The sequence below is a fragment of the Ensifer adhaerens genome, from assembly GCF_000697965.2.
Classification (GTDB): domain Bacteria; phylum Pseudomonadota; class Alphaproteobacteria; order Rhizobiales; family Rhizobiaceae; genus Ensifer; species Ensifer adhaerens.
Window position 1 is genome coordinate 2,966,272 of record NZ_CP015880.1, and the last position, 17,880, is coordinate 2,984,151.

17 protein-coding genes are annotated in these 17,880 nt (G+C 60.3%); 3 read left to right on the forward strand and 14 right to left on the reverse strand.

Annotated elements, in window-relative coordinates; all coding sequences use genetic code 11:
- Positions 1-108 precede the first annotated feature (108 nt).
- Together FA04_RS14480 and FA04_RS14485 are read left to right on the forward strand one after the other, a co-directional pair.
- Positions 109-990, forward strand: a complete 882-nt coding sequence (locus FA04_RS14480) for a DMT family transporter (protein WP_034806435.1) — start codon at positions 109-111, stop codon at positions 988-990.
- Positions 991-1,115: 125 nt separating this feature from the next.
- Complete coding sequence (locus FA04_RS14485) at positions 1,116-2,930, forward strand: methyl-accepting chemotaxis protein (RefSeq protein WP_034806432.1); 1,815 nt, start codon at positions 1,116-1,118, stop codon at positions 2,928-2,930.
- 43 nt (positions 2,931-2,973) lie between these two features.
- Here the strand turns inward: FA04_RS14485 and FA04_RS14490 are convergent, their stop codons facing one another.
- From FA04_RS14490 to FA04_RS14545, 12 genes are all read right to left on the reverse strand, one after another.
- Positions 2,974-3,480 carry a GNAT family N-acetyltransferase gene (locus FA04_RS14490; protein WP_034806429.1) on the reverse strand — a complete coding sequence of 169 codons (507 nt, stop codon included), beginning with the start codon at positions 3,478-3,480 and terminating at the stop codon, positions 2,974-2,976.
- A 119-nt stretch (positions 3,481-3,599) separates the two neighbouring features.
- The gene (serA, locus tag FA04_RS14495; protein WP_034806426.1) at positions 3,600-5,195 is read right to left on the reverse strand and encodes a phosphoglycerate dehydrogenase; all 1,596 of its coding nucleotides are present in this window, start codon (positions 5,193-5,195) and stop codon (positions 3,600-3,602) included.
- Positions 5,196-5,327: 132 nt separating this feature from the next.
- Positions 5,328-6,506 (reverse strand): phosphoserine transaminase, encoded by a 1,179-nt coding sequence (locus FA04_RS14500; RefSeq protein ID WP_034806423.1) that lies wholly within the window; start codon positions 6,504-6,506, stop codon positions 5,328-5,330.
- Positions 6,507-6,696: 190 nt separating this feature from the next.
- Entirely contained in the window at positions 6,697-6,972 is a 276-nt protein-coding gene (locus FA04_RS14505) for a hypothetical protein (protein WP_156552985.1), read from the reverse strand.
- A 493-nt stretch (positions 6,973-7,465) separates the two neighbouring features.
- Positions 7,466-7,786, reverse strand: a complete 321-nt coding sequence (locus FA04_RS14515; RefSeq protein WP_034806415.1) for a hypothetical protein — start codon at positions 7,784-7,786, stop codon at positions 7,466-7,468.
- A 93-nt stretch (positions 7,787-7,879) separates the two neighbouring features.
- Positions 7,880-8,251, reverse strand: a complete 372-nt coding sequence (locus tag FA04_RS14520) for a hypothetical protein (RefSeq protein ID WP_034806412.1) — start codon at positions 8,249-8,251, stop codon at positions 7,880-7,882.
- Complete coding sequence (locus tag FA04_RS35165) at positions 8,251-8,421, reverse strand: hypothetical protein (RefSeq protein ID WP_156552987.1); 171 nt, start codon at positions 8,419-8,421, stop codon at positions 8,251-8,253. Before FA04_RS35165 ends, FA04_RS14520 begins: the two co-directional genes overlap by 1 nt.
- A gap of 5 nt (positions 8,422-8,426) precedes the next feature.
- Positions 8,427-9,233, reverse strand: a complete 807-nt coding sequence (locus tag FA04_RS35655; protein WP_051659741.1) for a hypothetical protein — start codon at positions 9,231-9,233, stop codon at positions 8,427-8,429.
- 78 nt (positions 9,234-9,311) lie between these two features.
- The gene (locus tag FA04_RS14530; RefSeq protein WP_034806409.1) at positions 9,312-10,022 is read right to left on the reverse strand and encodes an FkbM family methyltransferase; all 711 of its coding nucleotides are present in this window, start codon (positions 10,020-10,022) and stop codon (positions 9,312-9,314) included.
- A 55-nt stretch (positions 10,023-10,077) separates the two neighbouring features.
- A complete protein-coding gene (locus FA04_RS35810) occupies positions 10,078-12,108 on the reverse strand; it encodes a hypothetical protein (protein ID WP_034806398.1) in 2,031 nt (676 codons plus the stop codon).
- Between the two features lie 26 nt (positions 12,109-12,134).
- A complete protein-coding gene (locus tag FA04_RS14540; protein WP_034806395.1) occupies positions 12,135-13,415 on the reverse strand; it encodes a tail fiber domain-containing protein in 1,281 nt (426 codons plus the stop codon).
- An 8-nt stretch (positions 13,416-13,423) separates the two neighbouring features.
- On the reverse strand, positions 13,424-14,584 hold the full coding sequence (locus FA04_RS14545) for a glucosaminidase domain-containing protein (RefSeq protein WP_051659740.1): 1,161 nt from the start codon (positions 14,582-14,584) through the stop codon (positions 13,424-13,426).
- A gap of 39 nt (positions 14,585-14,623) precedes the next feature.
- Here FA04_RS14545 and FA04_RS35180 point away from each other — a divergent pair, with 39 nt between their 5' ends.
- The gene (locus FA04_RS35180) at positions 14,624-14,761 is read left to right on the forward strand and encodes a hypothetical protein (RefSeq protein ID WP_156552989.1); all 138 of its coding nucleotides are present in this window, start codon (positions 14,624-14,626) and stop codon (positions 14,759-14,761) included.
- Here FA04_RS35180 and FA04_RS14550 read toward each other — a convergent pair.
- Together FA04_RS14550 and FA04_RS14555 are read right to left on the reverse strand one after the other, a co-directional pair.
- Complete coding sequence (locus tag FA04_RS14550; RefSeq protein WP_034806392.1) at positions 14,755-16,824, reverse strand: hypothetical protein; 2,070 nt, start codon at positions 16,822-16,824, stop codon at positions 14,755-14,757. The genes FA04_RS35180 and FA04_RS14550 overlap by 7 nt on opposite strands.
- On the reverse strand, positions 16,824-17,879 hold the full coding sequence (locus FA04_RS14555; RefSeq protein WP_156552991.1) for a hypothetical protein: 1,056 nt from the start codon (positions 17,877-17,879) through the stop codon (positions 16,824-16,826). Before FA04_RS14555 ends, FA04_RS14550 begins: the two co-directional genes overlap by 1 nt.
- Position 17,880 lies beyond the last annotated feature (1 nt).

Consider the following 17,880-nt stretch of genomic DNA (forward strand, 5'->3'; position numbering starts at 1 on the left):
CGGGCGTTCCGCCCTTTTTGCATGACAAGGCCGGGATTTAGAGCCTATATCTTGCGCTCTCCCGCCATCGCGACAGCCGGTCGCCATCCCCATGCAGGTCTGAGCATCGTGAATTCCAGGGCCTACTTCTATCTGTGCATCACCGCTCTCTTCTGGGGCGGCAACTCCGTCGCCGGAAAGATGGCCGTTGGCCATGTGAGCCCAATGATGCTGACGACCCTGCGCTGGGTCTTCGCGCTCATCGTCATCCTGGTGCTGATGACGCCGCAGATCCGCCGCGACTGGGACAAGATCCGCAAGCACTGGCTGCAACTTCTTGCCTATGGCGCGATCGGCTTCACCACCTTCAATGCCCTGCTCTACTCGGCGCTCAAATATACGAGCGCCATCAATGCCGTCATTCTGCAGGCCGGCATCCCGATGCTGATCTTTCTCTTCAACTTCGTGCTCTTCCGCACCAAGGCGTCGATCGCCCAAGTGATCGGCTTTACCGTCACCCTCGTCGGCGTGCTGGTGACGGCGGCCCATGGCGACGTCACCAGCCTGCTGTCGCTCGAATTCAACTTCGGCGATGCGCTGATGATCGCGGCCTGCATCGTTTATGCCGGCTACACCGTGGCGCTGCGCTACAAGCCGACCATGCACTGGCAGAGCTTCATCGCCGCCCCCGCCTTCGGCGCGCTGTTGAGCGCCATCCCGCTGTTGTTCTGGGAGATCGGCACAGGCACGGCGATAGTCCCAGATACCACGGGCTGGGTCATCGTTCTCTATGCCGCGATCTTCCCGTCGCTGATGTCGCAGGTGCTTTATGTGCGCGGTGTCGAGATGATCGGCGCCAACCGCGCCGGCCTGTTCATCAACGCCATTCCCGTTTTCGGCACGCTGCTGTCGGTGATGCTGATCGGCGAGACCTTCCACCTCTTCCACCTCGTCGCCCTGCTCTTGGTGCTCGGCGGGATCGCGATCGCCGAAAAAGGTCGCCCGCGCTAGAGAAGTCTCGCGCCTGCCGGGCAAGTTTCGGGCGATGCAATCGCTAGAACTCGGGAGGCGACTTAAGGCTTGATTAGCAGATGGGTGTTTCTGTCGCCGCCAGGATTTTCCTTGGGGCTAAGGCAGTGAAAAATATTAGAATTTCGACACGTATCTACTTATTGACGGCGATGGCGCTGGTCTTCATGGCAGCCGCCATGGCCTACAAGACTCAAGTCGCCAACTCGGAAGTCAGCGACGAGCGCCGGCAGATGCTGCGCAACGTCACCGAAGCGGCGATCTCGACGATCGCAAGCTTCGAGGAGCAGGAGCGCAATGGCACGCTCTCGCATGAGGAAGCCCAGAGCCGCGCTATTTCCGCCGTTATGGCCATGCGCTTCGGCCAGGACGGCTACTTCTTCATCAACGGCTTCGACGGCATGATGATCGCCCACCCGCTCGCCAAGAAGCTCGTCGGCACCGACGTGCGCGGCCTCAAGGATACCAACGGCAAAGCCTTTAACGTCGAGCTCATCGCGTTGGCGCAGAACCCCGGCAGCGGCATCGTCAACTACTATTGGGACAAGCCCGGCCACGAGGAGCCGGTCGAGAAGTACTCCTACATTCAGGGCTTCAAACCCTGGGGTTGGGGCGTCGGCACCGGTGTCTATGCCGACGATCTCGCCGCCAAGTACAATGCGTCTCTGCTGATGACGATCATCACCACGGCGATCGCCGCGATCGCGACGCTTGCTGCCGCCATGGCGATCGGCCGCTCGATCAGCCGGCCGATCAACCGGCTGAAAGACGTGATGCTCGAAGTATCGAACAACGACACCCGTTCGGAAGTTCCGGATACCGACCGCCGCGACGAGATCGGCCACATGGCCGATGCCCTCGTCGTGCTGCGCGCCTCGGTGATCGAGCGCAACGCGCTCGAAGTTCGCCAGCGCGAACAGCAGGTGGCGCTCGACGGCGAGCGCAGCGCCAACGAGGAAATGCAGCAGGCGACCGCCCGCGTGCAAGCCCATGTCGTCAGCACGATCGGCGGTGCGCTCGAGCGGCTCGCGAGCGGCGACCTGACGACCCATGTCCCCGATCTCGGCGCCGACTACGAAAAGCTGCGCCAGGACTTCAACACCGCCGTCGCCGCACTTCGCTCGACGGTGAGCGCGATCGCCGATTCCACCTCAGTTGTCACCGGCAATGCCAATGAGATCAGCAGGGCAGCCAACGACCTGTCGCAGCGCACCGAGCAGCAGGCAGCGTCGCTCGAAGAAACCGCAGCCGCCCTCGACGAGATCACCTCAGCAGTTCAGAACTCCACCAACCGCGCCGAGGAGGCGACCCGCATGGTCGCGGAGGCCCGCAAGGGTGCGGCCACCTCGAGCGAGGTCGTTCGCGACGCAATCACCGCCATGGGCCGCATCGAAAACTCGTCTTCGAAGATCGGCGAGATCATCGGCGTCATCGACGACATCGCCTTCCAGACGAACCTCCTGGCGCTGAACGCCGGCGTCGAGGCGGCACGCGCCGGTGATGCCGGCAAGGGCTTTGCCGTTGTCGCGCAGGAGGTGCGGGAACTGGCGCAGCGTTCGGCAACGGCGGCCAAGGAGATCAAGGGGCTCATTACCGCGTCGGGTGTCGAGGTTTCGGCCGGCGTGCGTCTGGTCGAGGCGACCGGCTCGGCGCTCGGCGACATCGAGCGGCGGGTCAACGAGATCAACGACCGCATCGTCGCCATTGCGACGGCCGCCCGCGAACAGTCGGTCGGGCTGCGGGAGATCAACACCGCCGTCAACCAGATGGACCAGATGACCCAGCAAAACGCCGCCATGGTCGAGCAGACCTCGGCCGCAAGCCAGGCGCTCGCCGGCGAAAGCAACGTGCTATCCGGTCGGCTCGCCCAGTTTACCGTCGAGGAGAAGGTATGGCGGTCCGCTGCGCAGCGCGCAGCTTGATCCATCCCGAGACGAAAATGGCGCCAATCGGCGCCATTTTCATTCAGACGAGATGCCGCTCCATATAGAGCGCATCATCGCCATAACTTGAAAGCTTCTGCACCAGCCGTTCGTCCATGCGAACCTCGAAGCCCTGTCGCTCCCAGAAGCGGCGGGATCCGTTGACGGAAACGAGCGACATCGACCGGAACCCTTCCGTCCGTGCAACATCGGCAAGCATCGGCAACACGCCGCCCCCTGCCCCGGAGCCACGCATTTCGGGCAGAAGGGCGAGGTCATGGATGTACCAGGTATCGGCAGCCTCAGGGATTTCGCCAAGCATGCTGTTCAGCGACGGCGGCGCACCGCGAAGCCAGGGGTGGCTCAACACATAGCCGCGCGACAGGCCCTTTGAGTCCAGCATGAAAAAACCGGCAGGGCTGAGCGCGATGCGGTCGGCGAGCACGGCGTCATCCTCGGGAAAGGCCTGGTGAACCACGAGCTGGATCTCCGATACGGATGCGAGGTCGGGCAGGCTTGCCTCACGCCAGCGGAATGTCATTTCGGTCATATCTCGTCACATGCGTTCGAAACAGGAAAACGCACCGGCGGTCGGCCGGTGCGTCCTCGATATGTCCCGCGAGTGGGTCGGCAAAGTGGCAGACCGTGCTGCCACTTGCTGGGCTGGTATCAATCGATGTTGAAGACCAGCGGCTTTGCCTGGCGAATTGCCGGATTGGCACGCAGCTTGTCAAGCACGGCCTCGGAAACAGCGCCATCGACGTAGAGCAGCGCGATCGCGTCACCGGCTTCCTTCTCGCGGCCGAGCTGGAAGTTCGCGATGTTGACGCCCGCATCGCCGAGCGTCATGCCGATGAAGCCGATCATGCCGGGAACGTCGGTGTTGGTGATGTAGACCATGTGGTTGCCGACATCCGCATCGAGGTTGATGCCCTTGATCTGGATGAAACGCGGCTTGCCGTCCGAGAACACCGTGCCGGCGACCGACCGCGTCTGGTTCGCCGTCTTCACCGTCAGCTTGATGTAGCCGTCGAAGACGCCGGTCTTGTCGCGCTTGACCTCGGACAGGATGATGCCCTTTTCCTTGATCATGACCGGCGCCGAAACCATGTTGACGTCGGCGACCTGCGGCCGGATCAGACCGGCAAGCACAGCACTCGTCAGCGCCTTGGTGTTCATGCCGGCGGTCGAGCCGTCATAGAGGATCTCGATTTCCTTGATCGCGCTTTCGGTCACCTGACCGACGAAGGCGCCGAGAACATCGGCAAGCCGGATGAACGGCTTGAGGATCGGCGCTTCCTCAGCGGTGATCGACGGCATGTTGATGGCGTTGGAGACCGCACCCTTGACCAGGTAGTCCGACATCTGTTCGGCCACCTGCAGCGCGACGTTCTCCTGGGCTTCCGTGGTCGAAGCGCCGAGATGCGGCGTGCAGACGACGTTCGGCAGGCCGAAGAGCGGGCTTTCGGTTGCGGGTTCGACCTCGAAAACGTCGAAACCGGCGCCGGCGACATGGCCCGACTTGATCGCTTCTGCAAGCGCCTTCTCGTCGACGAGACCACCGCGGGCGCAGTTGACGATGCGCACGCCGGGCTTGGCCTTGGCAAGCGCTTCGGCGCTCAGGATGTTGCGGGTCTTGTCGGTCAGCGGCACGTGCAGGGTGATGAAGTCAGCCTGGGCGAGCAGTTCGTCGAGTTCGACCTTGGTGACGCCCATTTCCTCGGCGCGCTCCTTGGAGAGGAACGGGTCGTAGGCAAGCACATGCATCTTCAGGCCAATGGCGCGCGAGCAGACGATCGAGCCGATGTTGCCGGCGCCGATGACGCCGAGCGTCTTGCCGGTGATTTCGACACCCATGAAGCGGGACTTCTCCCACTTGCCTGCCTGCGTCGAGGTGTCGGCAGCCGGAAGCTGGCGGGCAACGGCAAAGAGCAGCGCAATCGCGTGTTCGGCGGTCGTGATCGAGTTGCCGAAGGGCGTGTTCATCACGATGATACCGCGGCGCGAAGCGGCCGGGATGTCGACATTGTCGACGCCGATGCCGGCGCGGCCGATGACCTTGAGGTTGGTCGCAGCGGCGATCAGCTTTTCCGTCGCCTTGGTGGCGGAACGGATGGCAAGACCGTCATAGTTACCGATGATTTCGGCGAGCTTGTCCTTGTCCTTGCCGAGCTTCGGCTGGAAATCGACTTCGACGCCGCGGTCGCGGAAGATCTGGACGGCGGTTTCCGACAGTTCGTCGGATACGAGAACACGAGGTGCCATGGGAGGCCTCCTTAAAGATCAGGTCTGAATGGGAATGCGGGTAGCCAGGCCTCGCTCCCATGGGGAGCGAAGCGGATCACTCAAATCAGTGTGAGATGCGGGCGAAGTTCATTGTCCTCACCCTTTGTCCGATCAGGCCGCGGCCTGTGCCAGCGTTGCCTTCTGGCTCTCGAAAGCCCAGGTTAGCCATGGCATCAGCGCCGTCATGTCGGCGGCCTCGATCGTGGCGCCGGCCCAGATGCGAAGACCGGACGGGGCATCGCGGTAATGGCCGATGTCGAAGGCGACGCCTTCCTTTTCGAGGAGCGCAACCACGCCCTTGGCAAAGGCCGCCTGTCCGTCGGCGTCGAGCGCGAGCACGTCCTTGTCGACGATCTTCAAGCAGACCGAGGTGTTGGAGCGGGTCTCGTCCTTGACCGCCAGGTTTGCGATCCAATCGTTGGCGGCGACGAAATCGAAGATTGCCTGCGCATTGGCATCAGCCCGGGCCATCAGGCCCTTGAGCCCGCCGACCTGCTGCGCCCAAAGCAGCGCATCGATGTAATCTTCGACGCAAAGCATCGACGGCGTGTTGATGGTTTCGCCGGTAAAGATGCCTTCAATCAGCTTTCCGCCCGAGGTCATGCGGAAGATCTTCGGCAGCGGCCAGGCCGGCACGTAGGTCAGCAGCCGTTCGACGGCGCGCGGCGACAGGATTATGACGCCATGGGCGCCCTCTCCGCCAAGAACCTTCTGCCAGGAGAAAGTGACGACGTCGAGCTTGGCGAAATCGAGGTTCTGCGCAAACGCGGCAGAGGTCGCATCGCAGATCGTCAGGCCCTTGCGGTCAGCCGGGATGAAGTCGCCGTTGGGCACACGCACGCCCGAGGTCGTGCCGTTCCAGGTGAAGACCACGTCGCGGTCGAAATCGACCTTCGAAAGGTCGGGAAGTTCGCCGTAACCGGCTTCGAACTTGCGTACGTCGGCGAGCTTCAGCTGCTTGACCACGTCGGTCACCCAGCCGGCGCCAAAGCTTTCCCAGGCGACCATGTCGACGCCGCGCGGACCGAGCAGCGACCAGAGCGCCATTTCGACGGCGCCGGTGTCGGAAGCGGGCACGATACCGATACGGTAGTCGGCCGGCACTTCAAGAATGTCACGGGTAAGATCGATGGCCTGCTTCAGCTTCGTCTTGCCGATCTTGGCGCGGTGCGAACGACCGAGCGGAGCATCGGAGAGAGCGTCGAGCGTCCAACCGGGGCGCTTCGAGCAAGGGCCAGAAGAGAAATGGGTATTGTTCGGACGGAGGTCCGGCTGTGCAGGCTTTGCCATGTGCTATCCTTCCAGATAGATAGCCCTTCGTTGGGGAAGGGTGTCCCGCCGCTGTAGCTACTGGAAAGCCCGGAATTCCGCAATAGCCAAAATGAAAGCCCTGCAAGTTTGAACAGAAGTCGTCAGAACGATTCCAGAACGTGTCAGCCGGATTGGCACAAAATTGACACACCCGAGTCCTGATTCGTTCTCATCCCTCCTTCTTATAATTATCGACGGCCTTGCGGATGAGCCCCATAGCAGACCAGCTCACGAATGAGGCAGTGCAGAAGGCAGCCACAACGTTGTCGTACTGAACCTGCCAATCCATGAAGTCGAGGACCATTGGGCCGAAGATGTAGCCGAAGACGATGGAAGCAGCGAAGCGGCGGGCGAACCCTGAGCGGGTACGAGGTGGATCGAAGACGAGGGCGAGGAATGCCCCTGAGAAGACACCCAGGAGCTTAGGAACGAGACCGTCGTCCATCATTAGCTCTTATGCCACGGATGCGAGCGGCGAGACGCGCGTAGAGCAATGTGAGAGCGATGAAGATTAGCCCACCTGCGATCATGAGGGTTGCCCGCATTGCCCTTGATCCTATCCCAGATGGCCGTCCCGCCAATCGTTAGCAGAGCAGCCCAATTGAGTAGTTCAAGAGATACGATATACAACCAATGGTCGGCAATGACATTTGACATGTAGAGAAGGCTAATAAGCACCGATAGTTGGAAAATGTTGTAAATTCTCTCTTCCCAGCGCTCCCGAGCCCAAGCGTATACCGCCAGGCACACCGAAGCATCGCAAACGAGGGTGAATGCGGGGTAATATGGCAGCCCGTATCGGGTGTAGGCCGTCGAGGCCGCGAACGATACGAAACCGGCCGCAATCCATCTCCACGCCCTCGGGAGGTGGAAGGAGATGATCGCAGTGATAAGCGCCCCGATCAGGAGCGCTAGCTGGAAATCATTGATCATAGGGATCACCTATCGCCGCCACCAAACACCACTACGCCGCCTACTGACGTGACCGGGGGAATATCGCACCCATTTTCGGCACAAACCATAGTCTGTTCTTTGTGAAGCACAGCGAAGGCGTAAGCCGCTGAGGATACGGCACCAGTGGCAGCGCGAGCCTGGGAAAGGAGGACCTTGCCGCGGATGGGCTTTACCATGCCGAGTTCTATTCCGCGTTCTGTGACCTCTTCGAGCCGGCGAGCGGCCTTGATGGCTTTTGTCAGGAGCTTGTCGAGATCGGTTTGAGCCTTAGCGCCTTCGATGGCTACTTCAAAGATATCCTTCATTGCATGTCCTTTAGATGGTGAGGAGAACGAGACCGGCTAGGCATATGATGAGCAGGCCGATCAGGATGGGGAGGATGATGCGAGCGGGCTTGATCATCGACGCAGGCCCTTGAGGATCGTTTCGCCAGCCTTCCCGATGAACAGAGAGCCGATGATAGCGCCAATCCAGGGGTCCAGAGATGGAGGAAGGGCAGCGATCGACCAGTCTTGCGGGAAAGCACATGAGCGGCACCATAGGACGCTGTAGACGCATACCGAGGCGAACCAGAAGCCGACAGGGATATAGAAGAGCAAAGGCGCCCATCCCCATTGCGATGTCTGCACCCGGGCCAGCTGCTCGACGTAGGCCGAAACCGTCTTGTTGCGGATCTCCTCGCGCGCCGTCTCGTTGTCCACCTTGTTATCGATCGTCGAGAGGATGCGGTCGAGCGGGCCAGAGAGGAACGACAGGAGGAGCTTGAACATTACTGTCGGCTCTTATTCGGTATGGCAAAAACAAGGATGGACGTGATCGCGCCGACAAGGGCCGTCATGGTCGATTCATCAAGACCGAGGTCGATGTTGTAAGTGACGCGGATCCATTCAAGGACGGCCATGGAGAGGGCCACGATGAATTTGTTATAAGACGCGAGCATGAGGGCTATTTCCTCTTGAAGAGAGCTGCGAGGGCTTGGAGGAGACGCGCTAGCCAGTGCGTTTCGGTAGTAGGAGGCTCTGAATTGGCAGGCGAGACGGGCTTAGGCGGCGCTAAAGTCGGTTCAGCGCCGGGTGAAGCCGGTTGATAACGCGCCTCAGTGAGGGCGCTTTCGAATGCCTTACCGTATTTGTCGATGTCCCCGCCGTTCGCAGCCAGATCTCCGTTGATGATGGCGCGGGAGGCGTAATACTTGAATGCAGGCTTCGGGGGCTGGACGAACAGCATATAGTCGTAGTCGGACAGCTTGCGGCCGGTGAACAGACCCTTCTCCATGCCGTCGAAAAGGATGCGGACGGCGGTTGCCATGTCCTTCGCGGCATCAGGGTTGCCGGCGATCCCGAACTTGGCATAGTTCGTCTTGCCGGTAATCTGAGCGAGGCCCCTGCCCCGATATGTCCAACCGTCATCCGGGCCGTCATTCCCAAGCCTGCCGCCATAGACCTTATTGGCAAGCCGTCGCGGGTTGTTGGCATATGGCTTGGCGCTGGCGACGGTCGGGAACCGGTTCGGCCATACCTGCGTCATGCGCTGTGCCGAATAGTTCAGGTTCTCCTCTACGGGCTGCATTGCGCCGCCCGTCTCGTGATAGGCTTCAGCTAGAATAGCCGCGAGGTGAAAGAGGCTTGTGCCGCGCTTCTCAGCCTCGTCGAGGATGGCATTGACGCCATCGACCTGTTTTTGGCTGAGAGAGGTTCCGAATACGCCTGACGTGCGTCCGCGCAGTGCTGCGTAAAACGCGGCTCTGTTCATGAGTTCACCTTTTTCTGGATACGAAAAAACCCCGCTCGATGGCGGGGCTCTTGGAGGCGGCTTGGTCTGGTTATTTCGTCAGATGGCTCTGGACGAGAAGAGAGGGCTGTCGGCCTTTACGAAGAGGCAATCCCAGAACATGTGCACGCGCCATACTGGGTTTAGCGTTTCGATGATCTCGAACCCGTTCTCGCGCATGAACATGACAATATCGCTGAAGCGGTAGCCGCCCTCGAAGCGAGTCTTGATCGACACTTCGGCAAGCACAAACTCGGTGCGCTTCAGTGTTTCCGTCGCACCGGAAAGCACCTCCAGCTCAAAACCTTCAGTGTCGATCTTGAAGCCTACCTTGCCGGCGAAGTCCTTCGCGATGTCGTCGATCGTTCGGATATCGACCTCCACCTCTTTGGCGGTGTTCTGCCCTTGGATGCGGGTCGGCTCTGCCAGGGTGGACTTACTGGCGTTGTCAGACTGCACCTTTAGAGAGGCTTTCCCTGGTTCGCGACCGGCTGCGCAGTGGAAAAATTCGAAATCGTACTTGGCGCCGAATTTGCGCTTGATGTTTGCTTCGAAGTCCGGAAGCGGATCAACCAGAAGCGTCTTGGCCTTCGGGAAAAGCTCATACAGAAAGTCGCTGCCCCTCGAAACGCCTACGTCGATAACGACATCAGGGGAAAATGCGAACCGCTTCAGATAGCCCGCTGTCATTTTGTCTGGAAGGACATACACCCCGCGACGTGCGTGGGCCTTCAGTTTTTCCTCAGTCAGGTCTTCCGGTTCGAAAATCATTGGTTGGTTGTCTCCCTTGCCACGCCTTTTAAGCAGATGCGTGGCAAGGTTGCAATCAGGTGTCGACCACTATGGTTTTCACGGTTCCATCTCCGAACTTGATCTTCAGATCTCCATCGGCGGAATCCACATACAACACCGCATGGCCCGTAACTGTGGCCGGAGCCGTGATGCCATCGACCAGAACGAACTGGTTGGAATACACGGCTCGATAGCGCAAAGTGGTCGAGCCAAAATCGTAGGCCACGTCAGAAACAGGCAGCATAGCAGAGCTGAAGATATCAAGCGCGGGGACGTTGCGCGTCGTCGATGAGCTGGCGGCAATGCGCCAGTAAGAGCCAGCCCCAGTGCTCGTCTGAGGGATGAGCGTCCACGAGCCGGCAATCCCGACCCCGCCGCCAGATACGTCAGCAGTGAGCGCAGTGAGCCTGTAGAACCACTCAGATCCGTCAGTCGCCCATGTACCGTTCTTGCGCGAGTAAGTTGCCTGGAAAGGGTTCGTATCGGAAATAAATTGCGCAACCTTGACCGCGCTTTGCGCCACCGGGATGTCGCGGCCGCGGATCTGCGGGGCTATCCAAGTGATTTCGATCGCTGCGCTATTGGTCCCGCCGACGATATACGAACTGTCGGTGCCCGTTAGGTCGGCAGAAAGGTTGATGATAGCCAGTTCAACACGTGTGAGAGTGCCGCCGCTGTCGAATACGCTGATAGGTGAATATCCAGCTCCGGTTGTCCGTGCCGGCCTGTCCAGAGAACAGCCAATCAGTTTTATCCCATACATCGGGCCTTCACCGAAGAACTGCAAGCCGTCACGTTGGCAAGGGCCGAAGGACCCAATAAACGTTAGGTCCCGCGTCGGGTTCGCCGTGGAAGTGGCGACCTGAACGCAGTTGTTCGGCATTCTGCTTGCCGCGCCCTCAAGGATGCCGCCAACTCTGGCGCCGATGACGGTGGAGTTGCGCGAACCGGCATGAAGCTTCAGAACGGTTGCCGAGGTCGCCCCGATATTCGAGTTGTTGGCGTCATAGGTGCTGTCAACCAAGCAGCCCTCAAACGGGCAGCCGCCGATGTCGCCCAGATTCCCCTTCATCATGATGGCGCGAACGTATTGCTTGTTGGTCCCGGTGTTCGTCACCCAGGTTGCAGTGCCGTGGAAAAGGCAGTCCTCGATGACATAGGAACGCCATGCCGTTTCCTGAAGGTCGTTGCTTTCGCCGTTCGGCACCCAGCTTGCGGGAACGTCGATCGCAATGCCGCGCGTAAGGTTGCCAAACTCGCATTTGAAGACATGAAGGCCGCGACCGACGACGGTGCACCCCAAAGTGATACCGCCTTCGAACGCGCAATTGAAAACGCGGCAGTCAACGTCGGAAGCGGAACCGCTTGGTCTCTGAAAAAGAAGGGGTTCTGCCGTGGTCGCGCCATTGCTGGTGAACTTGATGCCAGAGACGACAACGTTAGTCCCGGTAAAGTGGAAGGCGTAGTCAAGGCTGCCATTGTCGATGAGGATGGTTGCCGACCGAGCGGCATCGCTGCCCACTCGCGGGTAACCTTGAGCAAATATGTCTTGGTCAGAAACGGCAGACGTGATTTTCGACGTTATGCGATAAATGCCCCAGCTGAGATCGACATTGAAGCCAGAAGCGATTGCCGCCGAGATTTCGGCTGTGTCATCGGCAACACCGTCGCCAATGGCTCCATACCACTGAGGCCGAACCGTGCCGTTAAAGTCCCGCACCCAGGCGCCAGACGTAGCAGCGATGGCATCAGCCTTGATGTACACGCCCTCTTGCGTATCCGCGGCGATCTCCGCTGAATAGTCGCCAGACCTCCAAAGGAACGTTCCTTCCCGACCGTCTTCGCGCAAATATGCGGTCGTGACTTTGGTCGAATCAACGGCCTTTAACGCTGTTCTGGTCGCAACATTCGAGCCCTCCATAAATCCGGCCTTTGCCTGGGCCATGAGGGTTCGGAACGCACCATCAAAGCCGGAGACCACGGCTGTCCCGAGAATGCTGATACCAGCAATATCCTGGTTCTGAGAGGGCGTTTCCGACCAATCAGCAACGCTGTTCTTAGCCATTCAATTCAACCCTGGAATAGAGACGATCAGGCGGATTCGAGGGCCGCAATGCGGGCCCTGAGAGATTTGATTTCCGCCACGAGGTAGGGGATCATGGGCGTCCACGAGCCTGACCATTGCTCGAACCCCTCATCTCCGGGGCGCTTGCTCGAGTCGCTGTCGCCGACGTTGACGCATTCGGGGAGGATTTTGGCAACTTCCTGCGCGATAAAGCCGACTCCCTCGATATCGCCGGGGACGTGGTTCCATACGTACTTTTTCGGCTGCAAAGCGTCGATGACGGCGCCTGGATCTACGAAACTCTCCAACGGCACCTGATTGCTTTTCAGTCGTCCGTCTGAGGTGGTGTTATAGGTGGTCGCCGTGGCAGTAACCGAGACATCGCCGACCTGCGTCGTTGCGCGGAACCACAATAGAGCCGTTCCGTTGCTGGTGTTTCTCTGAATCGCGGCGGCGGGGCCACCACCGCGGGAAAAACCGGAAGCGCTGGCGTTATCCCCGAGGAAGTGACCTGCAGTGGAAGAGACCGCAAAATCTGTCGGAGCCGACAGGCCAGACGAAAGGACTGTCGTAGACGATTTCAGCGTAGGAGCGGACATATCGACGCTGAAAGTTGCCGTGGTTTCGCCGATGGAAAGTTTGTTGGTGTTCCGTACCTGAAGGATAACCTGAGGAGCAGAGCCTACAGACGTAGAATCCGCGTTTAGTGCCACACTCCCGACGCTGCTGGCTGCGCTCAACTGCGAAACGGCGGACGTATCCGTGTCGGTCAGAGAAAGGACGGGAGAGGAATTGCTGATGGCCGGGTTCGCTGAAAACGTCTGCGTTGCCGACCATGCCTGAGCCAGACCGAGCAGCGCAAGCGTCCCCGAAGCATCCGGTAAGGTGTACGTGCGTGTCGTGGCGGTGGTGATGCCAGAGCACTCGAACTGAGCGAGTTTTGTCGCATCCGCATTATCCGCGAACTTCGTTACGTTGTCGGTAAAGGTCTTGTTCGTGAGCGTCTGCGTTGTATCGGCCCCGACAAGCGTCAGATTCGCATTTGGTATGGTGACAACGCGAGTGGTAGCGGCCCCAATGCCGCCGGCATCAAATCGGAAGATTTTTGTGGGGTCGGCGGGGTCGCAAAAGCTCCAAGTGTCGTTGACCGGGGCGACTCCCCCATCAACGTCGGCGATCTGGGCCATGAGTGTACGCAGGGCATTGTCAAAGTTGTTGACCTGATTGGTGCCCTGGATGCCAATTCCGGCGATGTCAGTATTGTCTGCCGCGGTGGAATCCCAATCGCGAACCGTATTCTTAGGCATGTTTCACCTCACCAAAGGCCTGAGGAACCGGAGCGAACAGCCCGGTCGAATTGTCCGCTTTCGCGCTGCACTTGCCGCCCATAGTCGGTCAGACGCCCGTCGCCCTTGGGCGTGTTCTGGGGGGCTGCTGGGAAGTTCGGGGATTGCGTGACGGAATTGAGAATTGTCGGCCCGAGAAGGCCACCAGCGACCGCGCCAAGCGGACCGAGAAGCATCCCGCCGAGAAGACCGCCGCCGAATGCGCCGAGACCCTTTTTAGCCGCCTTGGCGAGCTGTGCGTTTCGGTTCGGGCCCATTCCGGCAACACGAGCCTGCTGCGCGGCCATCATTTCTTGCTCTTGAGGAGACAGAAGGCCCTGATTGCCCATGACCGAATTGAACGGCGAAGCATCTGCTTGTGGGGCCTGATCGTAGGCGGTTACGACCGGAGAGCCAGCAGCGCCTTCGACGCCGACCGTTGCCACGGGGGCCTCCGGGAGGGCTTCGAGCAAGCCACCGGGAGCGGGAGCCGTCGCCATCTCATAAGCCTTGTTTCGTGCGATCAGATCTCGCTTCAACTGGCCCATAGGGTCTTGAGCGGCTACGTCCTGCCGCAACAGACCAATATCGCGGGCTGCCGTTCGGCCTGCGTCATACAGGCCGTATTGCTCGGCCAAGCTCATAGGTCTTGCCATGGGTGTTGCACTCGCTGGAGGGTTGACGGCTGACATGATGCCGGTAGTGGCTGAGGCCTGAGGGCCGTACTTCGCGTCGATCGCGCGGAGCTTCGAGCCGTACTTACGATCGGTGGCATAGCCGCCCTGACGCCCGTAATTCAGCCCTTCGACGGCTTCGTTGAAGGTCGGGGCGGTAAAGGCATCGCTCCATTTCCGGCTGACAGTGCGCGCCCAATCGCCAAAGGCATTGACCGGGCTCTCATAGGAGCGGAAACGAGCCCGCTCGCGGACAGGGCCATTCGCAGTGTCTTCCCAGGTGCCTGCCGTGACAGTCGGTCCATTCCAGGACGACCCGGCTTTAATGCCGAAGTAGTTGTTGCCAACGACACTGCGCCCATAGCCGGTCTCTAGCGAAGCCTGAGAGGCGGCAAGACGCGCCTGGGCATCGTTCAAGCCTGCCTGCCGTGCCTGGCTATAGGCCTCGTTGTAAAAGCGCTCACGCCGTGACGCCATGGCTGTTCACTTCCTTGTGCACTCGTGTATGTTGAGGGGATGAACGAAACACCCGACGCTCTCACGACCATCAGCTACCTGATCGCCGCCGCCCTTCTTTTGCCGCTCGGTTGGTGGTTGAAAGCCAACTACGCCTCAGATGTCGGCGGCTTCATCCTGTCGTTCTTCGGCTACTGAGCCGTAGCAAGAGCCCCAGACCTAGCCGGGACTGCCAAGGCGTTCGACAACCGGTCGAGAGCCTGCATGTACGATGGATTGCGCGCGGCCAACTGGACTGCACCTCGCAGCGCCCCCGGGTTATCCTGAGACAGGAGGCGGGCTATATTTTCCATTACGCGAGCATCGGCGCGCTGACCGACCATTCGCGTTCCACGCGCCAGAAGGGCGCCTGTGATGCCTCCCGATATATCTCCGGTATAGGCATAGCCCGCACCAGCACCCAGCCCGAGTTCCACAAGCTGCCGCGCGGTCGTCGAGTTCCCCATTGAACCGCGCAAGCGGTCGGCCAGATCCTCAACGCGCACGTAGGCTTCGATCTGACGCATGCGCTGCGGGCCAAACACCATCTCCATGCTCTCACGAGACGCCTGATTACGGAAAATCGTGCTGATGACGTTCGTCCGATCGGGAGAAGCGCGAATCTTGTCGATCAACTCCGAAGCGTATCCGGTTGCAAACGCCTGGCGCTCTGTCGGGTTGAAGCCTCGCCAAGCCCTTTGTGCCTCTGGAATGCCGCGGGGTGTATTGGCAAAATTCCGACCTGCATCAACGGCGTCGTCAGCGCCGAAGAAGCCAGCAGCCCCTTGGCGCGCGCGCTGGAATGCAGGAACGGCAGTGTCAAGGTCGCCGTTGAGCGCCTGCCTCAGTGCCGTGATCTCGGAAGCCGTCGTGTTGTCGCCGGCCCTTGCGGCCTTGTCGGAGAAGCTGCGAAGGTTGCGCTGCACATGGTCCCAAAACTCGAGATTTGGCGAGACAAGCGTCCCATCAGCCCTCTGTCTTAGAACGTATTGGCCTTGGCTGTTCTGGGTGAAGGGGTTCGGGATCTCGCGGGCACCAGATACCGCGCCACGATCGGCGCTCTTCCGCGGCACCATATCAACAGCTCGGCGGAACGTCGGCGACTGCATTAGTTGCTGGATGCGAGGCGTAAAAACCTGCTGCGCGGCCGGATCGCGGTAGGCAGCGTTGTAGGCTGGAGCATTAGTAGCACGTGCCGTCTGCCGAAGGTTCTCCTGAAAGGCAAGGTCATCAGCATTCCCACCAGTAAGGCGGCGAACGAAGTTCATGGCGCGCTGGCTCTGCGCCCCGAAACGATCACTTGCCGTGTTCTCGATGATGGCACGTGCCTCGGGCGACTGGTTTGCAACAGACCGAGCAAGAGCCCGCGTCGTCTCGCCGCCCCGATCGGCATTCACGAGCGGGATGTTATTTGCGCGCGCTGCTGCCTCGTCGGCCTGATTGAGGATCATGGTCGGGTTTGCGCTCACATCGCGCGTGATGGCCGCACCGACGCGCCTCTCTGCCTCTTGGGCAGGGTTGCGAACCGCATTGATGAACGGAGATATTTGCTCACCAGCGGCTTGTCCAAGACGGCGAAGACCTGCACCAACAATCGGGATAGCCCCGCCAATGCCGCCGCCGATCGCTGCGCTACCGACAATTTCCTTTGCGTCACCACCACGAGCCGCCGTGTCAGCGCCCGAGATCAACGCCGAAGAGGCCAATGATGCCCCGGCTCGCGTTCCAAGGCTTCGGCCAGTGATGCCGAGCGCACGAGCCCCAAGAGCCGTAGACCCGCCCGCAGCCATAGAGCCAACGTTCCCGGCAAGCTGACCAGCGAAATTGATGCGCGGGTGCTTTTCCTTCGCGGCTTCAGAGATCCGCTGCGCTTCCTTCACGTTCTCGTCGTAGTCGCTGCCCTCGATTGCCGACGTGAGAGCCGCAGCGCCTCGCTGAGTGCCGCCGAGCAACATGGGCCCGAGGACCGGAACGCCTTCAAGCATGCCGGTCAGGCCTGCGCCTACGCGGCCACTGGCGGATCCCAGGTCTTCCTTCTCAAGCTCTTTCAATCCCTCCTCATAGGAGAGATGACGGCCAGCGGCGGGCTTATCCTGTGGCTGGGAACCGGCCGGCAGAGATGCCGCGATTTCTTCCACCGTGGCGTTCTGCTGCTCGGGCGTCATCTGAAGGAAACCGTCGTCAACAGTGACGCGGCGACCGTTGATGTTGAGTGTCGCCATTATTCAACGCTCCACTTCACGCCGTTTCCTGTTGTTCCGCCAAGGCGAGCGCCTTGAGTGGCCGCAGGGGCGCTGGATCCGCCTTGAAGGCGCGACTGTGCCCTGGCAATGCCTTGGTCGATGATCTTTTCATAATCGTTCAAGGCCTCGACGAACGCCTCTTCAGAGGTCGCCGTATCCATGCGGGTGACCGCCTTCGTTGCCGCATCGCCTTCAGCGTTCGAAAGGGCGCCGAGGCCGCGCATCTGCTGAATGGCCGTGAGGAACGCGCCGGATTTCGCCTGATTGACCTTGTTCTGGTAGTCGTAGCCGGGAGTAGCCGGAACGCTGTTGAACGCCCACCCGCTCCAACCGGTGCCAGCCTGCCGGTTGGGATCGGTCTTCAGCTGCGTGATGATATCCTTGGCGTTCCTGCCGGCCTGAAGGTCACCCGGTGCAGCGGCGATGTTCTTGCCTTCCGCAGTTCCGATTTCCTTCTGGCGTTCGGCGCCTGCGAGATCCTTCGGGACTTGCTGGATGATCGCGCCGCTCTTGTTGTCGCGGATGCCGATCGAAGTTCCAAGATCAACCGACGACGTGCCGGGGGTAAGCCTGACGCCTTCCGGGACATCAACACGACGCAGACCGCCACTCTTCAATGGCTGGAAGCCGACCGTGTTCCCTTCAGTGTCTTGACCGTAAACGAGGTTGAGACCGGCTTCCACATCATCACCGCCGACACCTGCCGGTGGCGTGACCCACTGGCCCGTTTCAGCGTTGTAGAGGTTCTTGCCGACTGCCATGAAGTTGTTCTTCGGCTTGGCCGCTTCAAGCTTCTGCGTATAGGCCATCTTCCATGCATCCCCCGGAGACATGGCCCCCGACTGCACCGCCTGCGCGAGATCGGGATACGACTTCGCCAAGAACTGCATCGTCTTGTTCGTATTGATCCCCTGAGCAAGCCCTTGAGCGCCAAGCGCGGCCTGCTGCTGGGCGTTTTGGCCCGAGAGGAGGCCAAGCCCGAGCTGGGTGAGCGCCATATTGTTCGTGCGCAGGAAGTCCATCGGTCCAGCCATC